At 33.9% G+C, this 14,372-nt stretch carries 15 protein-coding genes and 4 tRNA genes; 13 read left to right on the forward strand and 6 right to left on the reverse strand.

Annotated features, from left to right (window positions below; all coding sequences use genetic code 11):
• Positions 1 to 67: 67 nt before the first annotated feature.
• The 3 genes from J3U59_RS03915 to J3U59_RS03925 all read left to right on the forward strand — a co-directional run bounded on the left by J3U59_RS03915 (position 68) and on the right by J3U59_RS03925 (position 2,666).
• The gene (locus J3U59_RS03915) at positions 68 to 487 is read left to right on the forward strand and encodes an OsmC family protein (RefSeq protein WP_065633299.1); all 420 of its coding nucleotides are present in this window, start codon (positions 68 to 70) and stop codon (positions 485 to 487) included.
• Between the two features lie 111 nt (positions 488 to 598).
• Positions 599 to 1,954, forward strand: coding sequence for an APC family permease (locus J3U59_RS03920; protein WP_267333210.1), 1,356 nt, complete (start codon positions 599 to 601; stop codon positions 1,952 to 1,954).
• Between the two features lie 85 nt (positions 1,955 to 2,039).
• Entirely contained in the window at positions 2,040 to 2,666 is a 627-nt protein-coding gene (locus J3U59_RS03925) for a LysE/ArgO family amino acid transporter (RefSeq protein WP_267333209.1), read from the forward strand.
• Positions 2,667 to 2,882: 216 nt separating this feature from the next.
• Here the strand turns inward: J3U59_RS03925 and J3U59_RS03930 are convergent.
• From J3U59_RS03930 to J3U59_RS03940, 3 genes are all read right to left on the reverse strand, one after another.
• Positions 2,883 to 2,958, reverse strand: a tRNA-Lys gene (locus tag J3U59_RS03930).
• Between the two features lie 20 nt (positions 2,959 to 2,978).
• Positions 2,979 to 3,054, reverse strand: a tRNA-Val gene (locus J3U59_RS03935).
• 35 nt (positions 3,055 to 3,089) lie between these two features.
• Positions 3,090 to 3,165: transfer RNA gene (locus tag J3U59_RS03940), tRNA-Val, on the reverse strand.
• Positions 3,166 to 3,366: 201 nt separating this feature from the next.
• Here J3U59_RS03940 and J3U59_RS03945 point away from each other — a divergent pair.
• The 6 genes from J3U59_RS03945 (at position 3,367) to tusA (ending at position 7,654) form a co-directional block, all read left to right on the forward strand.
• Positions 3,367 to 4,314 carry a PilN domain-containing protein gene (locus tag J3U59_RS03945; RefSeq protein WP_267333208.1) on the forward strand — a complete coding sequence of 316 codons (948 nt, stop codon included), beginning with the start codon at positions 3,367 to 3,369 and terminating at the stop codon, positions 4,312 to 4,314.
• A complete protein-coding gene (locus J3U59_RS03950; protein WP_267333207.1) occupies positions 4,307 to 4,780 on the forward strand; it encodes a hypothetical protein in 474 nt (157 codons plus the stop codon). Before J3U59_RS03945 ends, J3U59_RS03950 begins: the two co-directional genes overlap by 8 nt.
• A complete protein-coding gene (locus J3U59_RS03955; protein WP_267333206.1) occupies positions 4,777 to 5,145 on the forward strand; it encodes a hypothetical protein in 369 nt (122 codons plus the stop codon). The genes J3U59_RS03950 and J3U59_RS03955 overlap by 4 nt, the downstream gene beginning before the upstream one ends.
• Entirely contained in the window at positions 5,138 to 6,466 is a 1,329-nt protein-coding gene (locus J3U59_RS03960; RefSeq protein WP_267333205.1) for a secretin N-terminal domain-containing protein, read from the forward strand. Before J3U59_RS03955 ends, J3U59_RS03960 begins: the two co-directional genes overlap by 8 nt.
• Before the next feature lie 127 nt (positions 6,467 to 6,593).
• Positions 6,594 to 7,400: a Cof-type HAD-IIB family hydrolase gene (locus J3U59_RS03965; RefSeq protein WP_267333204.1), complete on the forward strand. Its 807-nt coding sequence runs from the start codon at positions 6,594 to 6,596 to the stop codon at positions 7,398 to 7,400.
• Positions 7,401 to 7,417: 17 nt separating this feature from the next.
• Entirely contained in the window at positions 7,418 to 7,654 is a 237-nt protein-coding gene (gene tusA / locus J3U59_RS03970; protein WP_267333203.1) for a sulfurtransferase TusA, read from the forward strand.
• 33 nt (positions 7,655 to 7,687) lie between these two features.
• Here the strand turns inward: tusA and J3U59_RS03975 are convergent, their stop codons facing one another.
• Positions 7,688 to 8,095: a protein YgfX gene (locus J3U59_RS03975; protein WP_267333202.1), complete on the reverse strand. Its 408-nt coding sequence runs from the start codon at positions 8,093 to 8,095 to the stop codon at positions 7,688 to 7,690.
• 262 nt (positions 8,096 to 8,357) lie between these two features.
• Here J3U59_RS03975 and J3U59_RS03980 point away from each other — a divergent pair, with 262 nt between their 5' ends.
• From J3U59_RS03980 to J3U59_RS03995, 4 genes are all read left to right on the forward strand, one after another.
• Positions 8,358 to 10,889, forward strand: coding sequence for a penicillin-binding protein 1A (locus J3U59_RS03980; protein ID WP_416379565.1), 2,532 nt, complete (start codon positions 8,358 to 8,360; stop codon positions 10,887 to 10,889).
• 14 nt (positions 10,890 to 10,903) lie between these two features.
• A complete protein-coding gene (gene rsmD, locus J3U59_RS03985; RefSeq protein ID WP_267333201.1) occupies positions 10,904 to 11,467 on the forward strand; it encodes a 16S rRNA (guanine(966)-N(2))-methyltransferase RsmD in 564 nt (187 codons plus the stop codon).
• Positions 11,467 to 11,724 carry a DUF1145 domain-containing protein gene (locus tag J3U59_RS03990; protein ID WP_267333200.1) on the forward strand — a complete coding sequence of 86 codons (258 nt, stop codon included), beginning with the start codon at positions 11,467 to 11,469 and terminating at the stop codon, positions 11,722 to 11,724. Before rsmD ends, J3U59_RS03990 begins: the two co-directional genes overlap by 1 nt.
• A gap of 71 nt (positions 11,725 to 11,795) precedes the next feature.
• A tRNA-Gly gene (locus J3U59_RS03995) sits at positions 11,796 to 11,871 on the forward strand.
• Positions 11,872 to 12,108: 237 nt separating this feature from the next.
• On the opposite strand, the gene J3U59_RS04000 is transcribed toward J3U59_RS03995, so the two are convergent.
• On the reverse strand, positions 12,109 to 12,621 hold the full coding sequence (locus J3U59_RS04000; RefSeq protein WP_267333199.1) for a DUF2867 domain-containing protein: 513 nt from the start codon (positions 12,619 to 12,621) through the stop codon (positions 12,109 to 12,111).
• A 317-nt stretch (positions 12,622 to 12,938) separates the two neighbouring features.
• On the reverse strand, positions 12,939 to 14,369 hold the full coding sequence (locus J3U59_RS04005; RefSeq protein WP_267333198.1) for a hypothetical protein: 1,431 nt from the start codon (positions 14,367 to 14,369) through the stop codon (positions 12,939 to 12,941).
• Between the last annotated feature and the right edge of the window lie 3 nt (positions 14,370 to 14,372).

Consider the following 14,372-nt stretch of genomic DNA (forward strand, 5'->3'; position numbering starts at 1 on the left):
TGTTATTGAGTAATTCAAAAGAAGTCACAAAATATTATGACAATTTTATATTGAAAGGAGTGAAATAATGAAAGATCGTTTAAAGTGGATTGATGATTTTGGTTTTTTAGGTGAAACCGCAAGTGGCCACTCATTGGTCATGGATGGAGGCATTGAGCACGGAGGTCGTAATCGTGGTGCTCGTCCAATGGAACTTTTACTGCACGGTGCTGCTGGCTGTATGGCTTATGATATTATCGCTATCTTAAAAAATAATAAAAAAGATGTGCGTGATCTTTGGATTGATATTGATAAAACGCAGGCAGAATCTTCACCCAAGGTTTACACCTCAATTAATTTCCATATTGTGATTACCGGTGTAAATATTGACAATGAAAGCGTTGAAAAAGCGGTAAAGCTTGCGTCAGAAAAATATTGCAGTGCTTCAATTATGTTAGGTAAAACAGCCAAAATGTCTTATACCTATGAGATTAGAGAGCAACGTTAACTATTTTATATAACTTATAATTATAATCTAATAACTAGCTGATCTTAGTCTGTTTTGCATTAATCGTATAACATTCTATTTTGTTGAATGAAATGTAATAAGAGTATGATTATGCAGCAGTTAAAGAAAAATATGCGATTCCGAGATTTAGTGATTTTGGGATTGCTTTTTATTGGTCCAGCAGCACCAGTAGGATTATTTGGTGTGTTATACGCGATCAGTGATGGTGCCATTGCTTTAGTGTATATTGTCGCTACTTTCGTTATGGCTTTTACCGCGTATTCTTATGCTAGAATGGCTCGTGCTTTACCACATGCCGGCGCAGTTTATGCCTATTGTTCTGTTGGTATTCATCCCAATGCTGGTTTTTTAGTTGGCTGGTTATTGCTACTTGATTATATGTTTATTCCTGCTGTTGCTTATCTATTTAGTGGTATATCACTCAATGCATTGATTCCCGAAGTGCCTGTATGGATCTGGACTTGTTTAGCCGTCGTGATTACCACAACATTAAATTTAATTGGGGTTAAAAAATCAGCAAAAATCACATTAATTATCTTAATTCTTGAAATTATTATCCTATTTGCTGTGTTATTGGTGGGTATTTGGATTATCGCAAATAGTGATATTAGCCGCAATTGGTTACATCCTTTTATTGGTGGTGAGTTATTTACTTGGGGCAAATTATTTAATGCGGTGTCTATCGCAGTTTTATCTTATTTAGGCTTTGATGCAATTGCTACTTTTTCTGAAGAAAATAGTGGTCAACGTAACATAGTGAGTAGAGCGATTATCTGCTGTTTAGTTTTAGCGGGTGCTTTATTTGTAGTACAAATTTATGTTGGTGCTTTACTTAATCCCTATAGTGCAGATTATTTAAATAGTCATCCTGAACTAAAAGGTAAAGCTTATTATGACATTGTTAATCACGAAATTAATGTATGGTTAGGATGGTCATTAAGTTTAATGAAAGCGATCGGTGCATCATTTGCGGCAATGGTTGGGCAGGCTGCGGCAAGTCGTTTATTATATAGTATGGGACGAGATAAACGTTTACCTTCATTTTTAGCCAAAGTTGGTCAAAAAAGTGGTGTGCCAACTGTTGCAATTTTATTTGCGGCGATCTTTAATTTAGTTTTAGTTGTTATTGCGGCAAATAATGATAAGGGGCTGCCTACTTTAGTCTCATTTGTTGATGTCGGTGCATTAACTGCCTTTATAATGTTACATGTTGCAGTAATTGGTTATTTCAAATTCAAAAAAGCTTCTAAAGGATGGCTTTCTTGGGTTTTTGATATCTTAGTGCCTATTGCTGGTATTGTAGTATTATTACCGGTATTAACGCATATTGATAACGATGCAAAAATTGTTGGCGCAGTTTGGTTAGCTATTGGCACTGTCATGCTCTACTTGAATAAAAATCGCAATCAACCGCTTTGGTTAGAACAAAATAACCAAGACAGTTAATCGATTTTCTTCAACGGATATAACAACTTGATTGTAGCACATGATTATATAATAATACCTTCATTTTTAATTAGGTGTTATAACCATGCTTTCAGAAATAGTAAACGGTGCGTTAATTTCAGCCAGCTTAATTATTGCTATTGGCGCTCAAAATTTGTTTGTTTTAAAACAAGGATTATTAAAAAACCATATCTTTTATGTATCAGCCATTTGTTTTGTCTGTGATTTTGCCTTAATGTCTATTGGTATCTTAGGTCTTGGTACGTTTATTAGTCGTAATCCGTTAATTACCAATATATTGGCAATATTGGGCGCGCTTTTTCTAATTTGGTATGGTTTTGGTGCATTTAAAAGTGCGATTAATGGTACGAGTAGCATGCAAATAGAATCGCAAAGTACCGATAATACTAGCCGGGTAAAAGTTGTAATGGCAACCTTGGCCGTCACTTTACTTAATCCACATGTATACTTGGATACCGTTGTCATTGTTGGCGGTATTGCGGGCACGTTAAACAGTCAACAAAAATTGGCTTTTTTGATTGGTGCTGTTTGTGTTTCTTTTATCTGGTTTTTCAGCATTGGCTATGGGGCAAGATTACTTACCCCTTTATTTAAACAAAAAAGAATGTGGGTAATTTTGGACTGTATTGTCGGTGCTGTGATGTTTTATATTGCTTATCGATTAGTTACGTACGTGTTTTTTGCAAATTAGACCAACCAAATTCGATTGATGATTGATAATTCATCGTTTATTTGTTGATAACATTTATTTGAATTATTTAAAATAAATTTGCTAAGTCGTGCATTTAATCTTTCAAGATTAGCACGTAGTGTTGAAAAATTGATTCCAAACAGATTTGTCGAATGCGAGTGTATTCATGGTCACTCTATAGTTATTAAAATAAACTTGAATCGCAATGAAAAAAGATGGTGGGTCGTGAGCGATTCGAACGCTCGACAAACGGATTAAAAGTCCGCTGCTCTACCGACTGAGCTAACAACCCATATAGAAAACTGCTAAAAGTGGTGGGTGATACCGGGTTCGAACCAGTGACCCCCTCCTTGTAAGGGAGGTGCTCTCCCAACTGAGCTAATCACCCCAAATGTTTTATTTCTAAAACGTCACGGTAAAGATTGGTGGGTGATACCGGGTTCGAACCAGTGACCCCCTCCTTGTAAGGGAGGTGCTCTCCCAACTGAGCTAATCACCCTTACCGTGTGGATGTGCATTATAAGGCACGTCTTATTTCAGTCAACCTTTTTTTTTATATTTCTGCAAAAATAGCCTTGTTCGGTTTAAATTTAAACATTTTTTGGATGATACTTCACAAAAACACGTATTTGCGATTTTTATTTTGGCAATGATGCTTATGATTGAGTCATGAAAATTAAATTACATGAGCTGCTAATTGATGAAGATTATAAATAAATATCGAGTGGTTATGTTTGTTGAGCCATCAATCATACGATATAAAGTAATAAACAACCGGGATCGATTAACAGCTTCATTGTCTGAAGATTTAATGGAATATCCTTATCAGAATTTTGTTGATATTGACCTATTGCTCAGTGCATTACAAGAAAAGTTACCTACACTTGCTTCTTTTGAATTAAATTTGCATGAAGATTATATTCAATCCACTAAACTTGAACTTCCCCAAGTTAAATTAAATTTAAATGAAATACTTCTATATGTTGAAGCCTCTATCTATAAACTGTTTGAAATGCCAGCCAGTCACGCGTTTTTTGATTTTGTTTATTTGGCTAAATCACAAAAACAATTAATGGTTGCGATTTGTGATCGTAAATATGTGAATCAATGGGTTGAGCTATTTAAAAAACATCATTGTCGGTTGAGTTTTATCGGTTGTGTTTTTAAACAGTATAAATTCAATTTTTTACCTTGGAGACAGTCAAAACATAAATCACAAAAACTTTATTTAGCAATGACTACATTAAGTTTAATTGGAATTTTGAGTTGCCTATTTTGTTATTGGTGGCTGCAAGTTAGCAGCGAATTAAATTATTATTTAACACAATGTTCTAAGCAACAAATAATTAAACAAAACTTAGCTCATCAGCTTTCAACATATAAGCCCGATCCTTCACCGAGTCAACAGCAAATCAAATGGACATTATTATTGATTTCACAGCTTTTACCACAAAATATTTGGTTGACCTCGTTTACTTATACCCCCAATAAAGTGAGTTTATTAGGACATAGCTTCAACTATAAAGATATTACAGACTTTAATTTAAATTTATTACAGCAAGACCTTATTGAACAAGGACACGTTAAAACGATCAGTAATGATAATCAAAGTTTATTGTTTGATATGGATTTAAAGCTACATGAATAATGATTTTTTTTATAGACCATTTTGGCAACAATATTTAATTTGCATTTTATTTCCTATTATTGCGTTTTTAATAGGCTATTTAGTTTTAATTGAGGATATACAAAATGAGTCAATAAAACAGCGTGCGTTATACCAAGAACAGTTGCAACAAATTGCATCATCGAAACTAAAAATTGCGCGTTATCAGGCAGGAAAACAACATGCATTACGCGTGATTAATCAAAATCAACTCGCATATTTTATCGAGAAAAATCAATTGGTATTAAACATGTTTAAATATCATCAAACGGATACGGGTGTTAGGTGGGAAGTTGGACTTAAAGGTAATTTTAGTCATTTTATTCATTTTCTATCCGAACTCAATAATGAATATTTTTATTTGGATTTTGAAAGTTTAACTATCACCAATCAAGAAACGTATCTTCAAATTATTTTTACGTTATTGTTCAAAAAGGAGAAGGAGTGAAAATCAACTTTTTTATAGCCCAATGTTTATTATTGATTAGTGCTTTTTCTCGCGCTGATAATGAAGTAAATCGTGATCCTTTTTTACCTTCTCAACAAGTGACGTGTAGTGAACAACAAGAGAGTTTACTAAAGCAGATCAAAGTCTGGCAATTTAAAGGGATAGTAGCTCAGGTGAATAATTCTTATCATCAAATTTGGCTTTATTCTGAAAATCAGTGGTTATCAATCACCGATGATATTGTGCCACATGTGTTATTTCCTTGGTTTATCCAATCTTTGCAAAATAATCAAATGATATGGCAGGCAAATCTTACGAACTATTGTCATGACACAGTGCAATGGATGATGCAATTAAATGAATAGTACACAAATGATGTGTTTTTTTCATCAAATTTTAAATGAAGTGAAATTAAAATTAAAGGTTGTCGGTTTGGGTCTGTTGATAATGATAGTCGTGACTACCAAGATTGATGCCAATCAAATCACGGCTGATCGATCATCTGATTTGAGCATCTCAAACAAGGTTTCAATTAATTTTTATCAAACTGATATTGCTATCATTTTACAGGCTTTGGCTGACTGTAAAGCATTAAATTTAGTTATGGCTGATGATTTGTCTGTGAAGCAAACTATTAAATTACGTGATGTGGAATGGCAAAAAGCTTTAGATATCACTCTTCGATCAGCAAATTTACAGGCAAAAATAGAGGAGAATATATTATTCATTTCCAAAGCTGACGATCCTGAACAGTTAAGACAAAAACGGCAAGCTGAGATGAAGCAACAAGAGCAAACACAAGCACTAAAAGCACTTTCTATTGCCGTTAACCATGCCGATTTGACTACATTAATCGATGCCATTAAGCTGCAGGGCTTATTATCGGAACGAGGTAGTGTTGTGATGGATAAACGGACAAACTCATTAGTCATCACCGACATTTCAAAGCAATTGGATCTGATTAAAAAACTGGTTGAAGTTATTGATAAACCTATGCCACAAGTCCACATATCAGCACATATTGTCACAATGAGTGATGAAAGTATGGATGAGCTTGGTATTAAATGGGGATATGCGGGGGGATCCTCACAATTACTAGATAAGTTTGATGTTGGGCTTGGTGTGATTAATTCAACTTCAACGTTAGGATTTAACTTAGCAAAACGTTCTGGGAGTTTACTTAATTTAGAACTGTCAGCATTAGAATCGGAAAATCAACTTGAAATTATTGCTAGCCCTAATTTATTAACTGCCAATCAAAATACGGCGTCTATTAAACAAGGAACAGATGTGCCTTACGAAGTATCAAGTGGTAATAATGGTGCAACGACAATAGAATTTAAACAAGCTGTTTTAGGTTTAGAAGTCACACCTAAAATACTTGACGATAAAAAAATGATTTTGGACTTGTATATTACACAAAACACTACTGGTCGTTCTATTAAACGCCGTGATGGTGGGGAAGCATTAGCGATTGATACGCAAGAAATTAAAACACAAGTTATGGTGAAAAGTGGTGAGACTGTTGTACTAGGGGGGATTTTTCAACAGTTAAATGATAAAACTAAACGTGATGTGCCCGGTGTTAGTGAAATTCCTTTGGTCGGTAACTTATTTAAATATAAAGGTAAAAAACAACAAAAAAGAGAATTAGTTATTTTTATAACCCCACAATTAGTTGAGTAAATGCCAACAGCGTTGTATTATACAAGGTCTTATTTTTGATGGTTTACTTTGCTTATAATTTATTATATTCAAATTATAAGGTTTTTATTCATCATAATTACAACTTATTATTACTATAGAGAATATTATGTTTCGTGTTGTTGCTTCTGATCTGGATGGTACTTTATTAACGCCTAAGCATAGCTTGTCACCTTATACAAAAAAAGTGCTTCAAGCTTTACGTCAAAAAGATATTCATTTTGTTTTTGCAACTGGGCGTCATCACATAGATGTCGCGCAAATGCGTGAAAATATGGAAATTGATGCTTTTATGATTACATCTAATGGTGCTCGGGTACATGACAGTGCAGGTAATTTAGTTTTTAGTCAAAGCATTAAACCAAGTTTAGCCAGCGAACTTGCTAAAGAATGTATTGATGATCCACTAGTTTATACCCATGTTTATCGAGGGGATAATTGGCTTATCAATAAAGAAGATACTTATTCTCTTAGCTTTTTTCGTGATACTGATTTTACTTATCAGTTTTTTAATCCACTTGATTTTGCAACTGATGATATTGCTAAGATCTACTACACAACAAGTGGCGATGAACTCCACCCACACTTAGTAAAAATCAAAGAAAGACTTGATGCAAAATATGGCGATAAAGTAAGTATCACATTTTCGTCATTGAATTGCCTTGAAGTTATGGCGGAAAATGTATCAAAAGGTAGTGCACTTAAAAAAGTCGTTGAAAAGTTGGGACTCGAATTAAAAGATAGTATCGCTTTTGGTGATGGCATGAATGATGTTGAGATGTTATCTTTGGCAGGTAAAGGTTGTATCATGGAAAATGCTAGTGCTGATTTAAAGCAACGATTACCTAACTTAGAAGTCATTGGATCAAATGTTGATGACGCTGTTCCTCATTATTTGAGTCATTTATTTCTTTAAAAAATCTGAATAATTTTATGGATCTTAATTTTGATAAAGAACTTAATACGTTAGGATTACGATGTCCTGAGCCTATTATGTTAATTCGAAAAACGATTAGAGAACTTGAGATAGGTCAAGTTCTTCATATTGTAGCTGATGATTTTGCCACAACGCGTGATGTGCCAAGTTTTTGTAGGCATATGGATCATGAGCTATTAGCATCTCAAATAGAATCGGAACCTTATCACTATTGGATAAGAAAATCGCATTAATATTTGTTAACAATTTAATGAATACGATTCATATTAATCAATCAATTCAATTTGAAACAAATAATAACGTAGCGTTCGCCAATCGTTAGGTATTAGATGATCTGTCATCAATAATAATGTACATCGTTTACCATTATGACGTGATTGTAAATTAAGAATTATCATATAGCGAAGCAATAAAGGTTTGCGTAATAAATACCAACGTTGCTTATGCCAATATATCTGGTTGATATGGTGAAATAAAGCAAATTCTCCTTTTATTGTTTTGCAATAGCGTAGCGCTCGAAACCATTCGATAACCAAGATTAATGTCACAATAAAGGTATAACTATTTAATGTGGTATGAGCAAATTGTAATAAACACAATATGACTAACATCAAATAAAAAATTGAAAAAATAGCAATTTGTTGATAAGAATTCGTTAGTTTTGTGCTCCACATATTAATACCTCGATCTTGATAAAACAGGATTATTACATGGTATTGTTAAAAATTGCTTAAAATTAAGCTTAATATGGGAGATAATATCCAGAATTATGTTATTTTTATCATATAGATGTGTAATTACCAAAAGCGCTGGATGACTAAATTAATGATATATTTATTCACAACTATATGAATTAAAACATTTTAGGGTAACAAATATAGCATTTGTTGCCCATATTTTATTTAAAAATTAAATTAGGAATAATTTGTGATATTAATTAGAGTGTTGAAATTTATTCTAAAACTTTTAATCGGCTGCTTTCTTTGTGGTTTAATTATTGGAATCGCTGGATATGCCTATTATTCAAAGGATTTACCCGATGTTGCGACATTGAAAGATGTGCGCTTACAAACACCAATGCAAGTATTAAGTAAAGATGGTGAATTGATTGCTATTTTTGGTGAACGTCGACGCACTCCATTGAAGTATGATGAAATTCCGCCCATTGTGGTTAATGCCGTGATTGCCACCGAAGATGCGCGTTTTAATGAACATTTTGGTATCGATCCTATTGGTATTGTCAGAGCAATGTATATCGGCGTGAAACAGAAAGGCTTTTCACAAGGTGGTAGTACTATCACTCAACAAGTGGCAAAAAACTTTTTTTTAACGCCAGAAAAAAGTATCTCACGTAAAGTAAAAGAGATGATTTTAGCGATTCGTATGGAAAAAGAGTTATCAAAAGAAGAGATCATGGCGCTCTATCTTAATATGATTAACTTTGGTTCCCGCGCATACGGCGTTGCTGCTGCTGCCTATACCTTTTTTGGTAAAACCCCTGATCAGTTAACTATCGATGAAGCTGCATTATTGGCCGGTTTACCTAATGCACCTTCGGCTTTTAATCCAATATCTCATCCTGATCGCGCTTTGACAAGGCGTAATTGGGTTTTAAGTCGTATGCTTGATCAATCCTATATTACCCAAGCTCAATTTGATGAAGCGATAAAAAAACCATTAAGCGTGAGTTATCATTCACCACAGATAGAATTTTCAGCCCCTTATGTTGCTGAAATGGCACGACAATTTATGTATGATAAATTTGGTGAAAATGCTTATACTGACGGTTATAAAGTCTATACAACTATTTCCAAAACAGACCAAATAGCCGCAACTGAGGCCGTCCAAAAAAATATTATTGATTACGATATAAGACATGGTTATCGTGGTGCTGAAAAAATATTGTGGAAAAGTAACGAACCCCCATTGAATGCAGAACAAATTCAGCAAGCGTTAGATAAATATATTTGTTACAACCAAATGTGTCCAGGGGTTGTTATGCAATCTTCCGACACCGAAGCCAAAGTTGTTTTATCCGATAAGAGTGATATTAAAATATTATTTGCTGGTATGAAGTGGGCTCGTCCATTTATTAGTGATAACCAGCAAGGTGCGTTTCCCAAAAAAGTATCGGATACACTAAAACCAGGTCAATTAATTTGGGTGAAAAAATCAGGTGACAATTGGGATTTAGCACAAATTCCTGCGGTAAATGCGGCACTAGTCTCTTTAGATTCTGATAATGGTGCTATAAAAGCAATTGTCGGTGGTTATGATTATAATTTAAGTAAATTTAATCGGGCAACACAAGCGCTACGTCAATTAGGTTCAAACATCAAACCCTTTATTTATACAGCCACGTTAGAACAAGGTTTGACTATGGCTACCTTGCTTAATGATGCGCCTATTGTGCGTACCAGCGGTAGTCAAATATGGCAACCTAAGAATTCCCCTCCAAATTACGCAGGACCACTTCGTTTAAGAATTGGTTTAGGAATGTCTAAAAACGTGATGATGGTTAGAGCATTAAGGGCCATTGGTATTGATTACGCAGCAAGTTATTTGGAGCGTTTTGGTTTTCCGAAAGAAAACATTTCACATAATGAATCTTTAGCACTTGGATCAGCATCATTTACGCCGTTACAAGTGGCAAGAGCTTATTCGGTTATTGTTAATGGTGGTTATTTGATTTCACCTTATTTAATTGAAAAAATTGAAGAAAATAATGGTGACAGCGTGATATATCAGCATCAACCTTTAATTGCTTGTCACAATTGTCAGGATGATGAAGTCTCTAATGACTCAAAACATCTATCCCTTTATAATGTTGAAGATGTCGCTAATGAGTCAGGTAATGAAGAGCCTGAACAAGCCAATCTTAAATCTGATGATAAATTGATATTACCAGACATTAATGATGCTAATAAAACAAATGATAATACACCTAAATATGCGCCTCATACTATAAATAGTGGTATTGCATTTATTATGAAAGATGGCCTACGCTCTATCGTCTTTGGCGGCTCAGATTGGCAAGGCACAGCTTGGCGTGTTAAAGCTCTAGGTCGAAAAGATGTGGGAGGAAAAACAGGTACGACCAATCAGTCCAAAGATGTTTGGTTCTCAGGATTTGGTGGGAATATTGTTACAACTGTTTGGATGGGATTTGATGATCATCGCAGGGAATTAGGACGCACTTTCCGAGCCGAAGCGGGCGCTGTGACAGCAAATCCGGTGTGGGTTGATTATATGAAAGTAGCATTAAAAGATGTGCCAGTACAGGAAGATGTACAACCTGAAAATGTTATCTCTGTCACGATCGATCAAAAAACAGGATTACTCCCTAATCCTGGTGCGAAAACCATGTCAGAGTATTTTATTAAGGGAACTGAACCTACAACATATGCGACACAAGAAGTCGGTACCAGTGTGACTGATTCACAAGGTAATACTTCAGAGCTATTCTAACTTAAGGATTTTAAATGAATGGTTCGATAAGAATTATTGGTGGCAAATGGCGTGGGCGTAAATTGCCAGTTCTAAATAAACAAGGCTTGCGCCCAACCACTGATAGAGTAAAAGAAACATTGTATAACTGGTTAATGCCAGTTATACATAGCAGCGAGTGTTTAGATTGTTTTTCGGGAAGCGGATCATTAGGTTTTGAAGCTGCATCGCGTGGTGCGCAGAGTGTTACTTTACTTGAGAAAGATAAACAAACCGCTCAACTATTAATCAAAAACACACAACTTTTAGCAAGCACAGCTATTGATGTTTGTCATACTGATACTTTACAGTGGCTTAATCGTTCAGCTTATAAACAATTTGATATAGTATTTATCGATCCGCCTTTTCATCAAGCTTTAGTGGCAAAAACCATTAGCCAGCTTGAAGAGAATGGTTGGTTTAAACCTTCTGCTTATATCTACATTGAAACTGAAATAAATTATAATGTCATGAATGATATTCCATGTAATTGGTATTTACATCGCGAAAAAACCGCAGGGCAGGTGCACAGCTACCTTTTTATACGAGAAGACGTTTAATGTTTATATTTATTGGTAAAGTTTTATATTCCTTAATTTGGTTGTTTTTTTTATTTAATCTTATCTATCCTTATCCAAGACCGGCAAACATTGTAGCCTATGTTGGATTAATCGCTTTTGCTATAACCCATGGTTTACAAGCATGGATGTTACAATCAACGATGACAAACCAAGAAAAAGAGCAGGACAAATATAAAGCACTTCGTCTTTTTATTTTTGGTGTTTTTGAATCACTTAGCTGGAAACAAAAAAAATAGAGAAAAAAGTGGTTGTCAGATACAAAAATTTTTGTATAATGCTCACCACTTCTTTAGAAGTCTCCAAATATGCGGGAATAGCTCAGTTGGTAGAGCGCAACCTTGCCAAGGTTGAGGTCGCGAGTTCGAACCTCGTTTCCCGCTCCAATTCATAATGTAGTACTAAAATGTACAAACTCATAAATATCAACAGTATCATTTATCATTATGCCTAGTATAGGTCCTAAAGCTACAGTGTTGGTATGGCTTTAATGAGCACCATCATGATCAATCGCACACATTTTATAGTGTAACTTAAGTTAACATACTTATTACTGGTTTACCTATCCAATAAGAAGCTTGCATTTTTAGCGCTTATAATCCTCTACATGTTTAGTATCTTTTTTAAGAATTTAAATTTTTGAGCAATTTATTAACAATATAGGGGTGGATAATAGAAACGGGTAACATATACAGTTTTCCCCAAATATTATGATTCTTAACTGAAGTAATGATATACAATTCTTCCTTAAAATCATTAGTTTCAATAATACGAATAGATACACAAACATCGAGATGAAAATCCCTTACAACTAATGTTAGTGTATCTCTTTTTTTCTCGATAATTGTGAAAAAATGAACTTTACTGCCTATATCAGGTTCCCCTTCTTCCAGAGTATCAAATCCATTTATAGATCTGATTCCAACTCTTTTTCCTAAAAAATCCCTAATTCTAAATAGTCTGCCCAACCATTTTGGCTGGTAGGACGTCATCATTTTATAAACTTCGTAAGCAGTAACATTTTTACAAACATTCAGGCACTGATAACTTAAATAATCACATTTTTCGTCTATTAATGCTATGTTATTTAATAAGCCTTTGAGTATTTTAATCGTAGCTTTTTGCTTTTTTTTCATTAATGAAATTAATATTGTTAATATTGTATGGAAATAATACCAATACAATGGGAATTAAAAGATGACACTCTATAAATTAGATAAATGAAGTGGTTCATCTTCTATATTGTTTAGTTTTTTCAACTTATACTATAGATCACATTGATAATTTAAAAGGTATGAATGGAAAATTATCACCATGATGCATTATTGACGAAAGCTCCAGCATGATACTAAACCTTTTAGTCACGTTTGGCATCATGTTAAAAATGGAATAGCGCTTATGCAAAAAGAGATAATAATATTTTTCCACATAGCGTGAATTCCGGTTAAAAAGATTAAAAACTATCTGTTGTTTTAAAACCGCCACCACCTGTTGATGAACTAGATGAAAACCCACTACCGCCGGAAGATGAACTGGAAGCGCCTGAAGAACTATTGCTGCTAGTAGATGATGACCTCGATGAAGAATTCCATGAAGTTTGTTTTGATGAACTTGTTGTAGAGAACATGCTGGTGCTTTTGGATGAAGACCAATTAATGGTTTTATTACTATTAGCTTGGGTTCGACATGAAATAAGTACATGGACTATTGTTTCAGGAAAAATATCTTTGTTTAGTAGATTGTTAAGTAACTCATCAAGTTTAGATGATGAGATATTATATTCATAATAAGAACTAGGGATGTTATTTTGTATAAAAATAGATAGCGTTTGTTCAAAACGCATATAAGTATATTCTAGTGCTTCAACAGTGTGTTTTAGTGTGGGTAAACTTTGCTCTACTTGTTGTATTTTTCTATCTAAAATCGGAATTTGTTGTATTAGTTTATCATCTTCTAAACTATTGCTTTGCAAAGTTAATTGTACCACCTCGTTTATTGATTGTTGCTGTAATAACTTAGCTAGCTTGCTGGATATTTCGTTAAATTGTTTACTATGTCCGGATAGACTATCATTTAAGGTTTTATCTGTTAGCGATTTTTGTTTTTTGTAGTTTTCCAAAATTAAGTTAGTTTGGTTAAGATCATTTCTCAATTGAGGTAAGCCTAAGCTTTCTTCGATATCATGTTCTATTTTTTCTTTTTTTTCTGATGCTAGCCGATGAGCTGTCTTTATTGTTTCATAACGTTGCTCAGACTCTTTGATTAATGCTTCAAGCGTTTTTTGATTCTTAAGATTTTCCGTAAAGTTAATAAATCTCGCTACCCATGCATCCAAATGACGAAAGATCCAAAAACCTTTATAGCTATCTTTTCCAAAATTTCTTTCAATTAGGTAGTTGTAACAGCGGTTTTGTTTGTATTCTTCAATTTTTTGAGTAAACTCTTCGAGTGATAACTGATAGTTTTTACTTTCTTTATTTAAACTTTCTTCCGTTTTTTTGAAAATAGTAAAAAGCGATACATAATCAGGATTATTTTCCAACTGAAAAATCTTTTTTGCCATTTTTTCATCAACTTGTTCCTGTAAGCTATTTACTTTTTGTTGATAATTAACACTGATTTGTTCTAATTCGTCTGTGCGTTTGTTTAAATGACAAAATACCTCTTGTAGTTCATCAACCAATACTTGTATTTGTTTGTTGGTTGTCTTGGGTGATTCTAATAAGAAAATACGGGCTATTTGTTGATACAACTTTACTTTATTATTCTGTAAACTTAAGATTTTTTGTTGTGCATCATGAAGCTTTTTATAAGCATCATCTAATGATGATTTTGCACCTTGTGTTTTTTCTTCAATTCGGTTTTTTACTGCTTTCCCCAACATGTT

The sequence above is a fragment of the Gilliamella sp. B3783 genome (assembly GCF_026536125.1).
GTDB lineage: Bacteria > Pseudomonadota > Gammaproteobacteria > Enterobacterales > Orbaceae > Gilliamella.

What these genes read in the sequence shown, in the direction of transcription:
- J3U59_RS03915 (WP_065633299.1), top strand. Translation starts at nt 68, where the DNA reads ATGAAAGATCGTTTAAAGTGGATTGATGATTTTGGTTTTTTAGGTGAA.
- J3U59_RS03920 (WP_267333210.1), top strand. Translation starts at nt 599, where the DNA reads ATGCAGCAGTTAAAGAAAAATATGCGATTCCGAGATTTAGTGATTTTG.
- J3U59_RS03925 (WP_267333209.1), top strand. Translation starts at nt 2,040, where the DNA reads ATGCTTTCAGAAATAGTAAACGGTGCGTTAATTTCAGCCAGCTTAATT.
- J3U59_RS03945 (WP_267333208.1), top strand. Translation starts at nt 3,367, where the DNA reads ATGAAGATTATAAATAAATATCGAGTGGTTATGTTTGTTGAGCCATCA.
- J3U59_RS03950 (WP_267333207.1), top strand. Translation starts at nt 4,307, where the DNA reads ATGAATAATGATTTTTTTTATAGACCATTTTGGCAACAATATTTAATT.
- J3U59_RS03960 (WP_267333205.1), top strand. Translation starts at nt 5,138, where the DNA reads ATGAATAGTACACAAATGATGTGTTTTTTTCATCAAATTTTAAATGAA.
- J3U59_RS03965 (WP_267333204.1), top strand. Translation starts at nt 6,594, where the DNA reads ATGTTTCGTGTTGTTGCTTCTGATCTGGATGGTACTTTATTAACGCCT.
- tusA (WP_267333203.1), top strand. Translation starts at nt 7,418, where the DNA reads ATGGATCTTAATTTTGATAAAGAACTTAATACGTTAGGATTACGATGT.
- J3U59_RS03975 (WP_267333202.1), bottom strand. Translation starts at nt 8,095, where the DNA reads ATGTGGAGCACAAAACTAACGAATTCTTATCAACAAATTGCTATTTTT.
- rsmD (WP_267333201.1), top strand. Translation starts at nt 10,904, where the DNA reads ATGAATGGTTCGATAAGAATTATTGGTGGCAAATGGCGTGGGCGTAAA.
- J3U59_RS03990 (WP_267333200.1), top strand. Translation starts at nt 11,467, where the DNA reads ATGTTTATATTTATTGGTAAAGTTTTATATTCCTTAATTTGGTTGTTT.
- J3U59_RS04000 (WP_267333199.1), bottom strand. Translation starts at nt 12,621, where the DNA reads ATGAAAAAAAAGCAAAAAGCTACGATTAAAATACTCAAAGGCTTATTA.
- J3U59_RS04005 (WP_267333198.1), bottom strand. Translation starts at nt 14,369, where the DNA reads ATGTTGGGGAAAGCAGTAAAAAACCGAATTGAAGAAAAAACACAAGGT.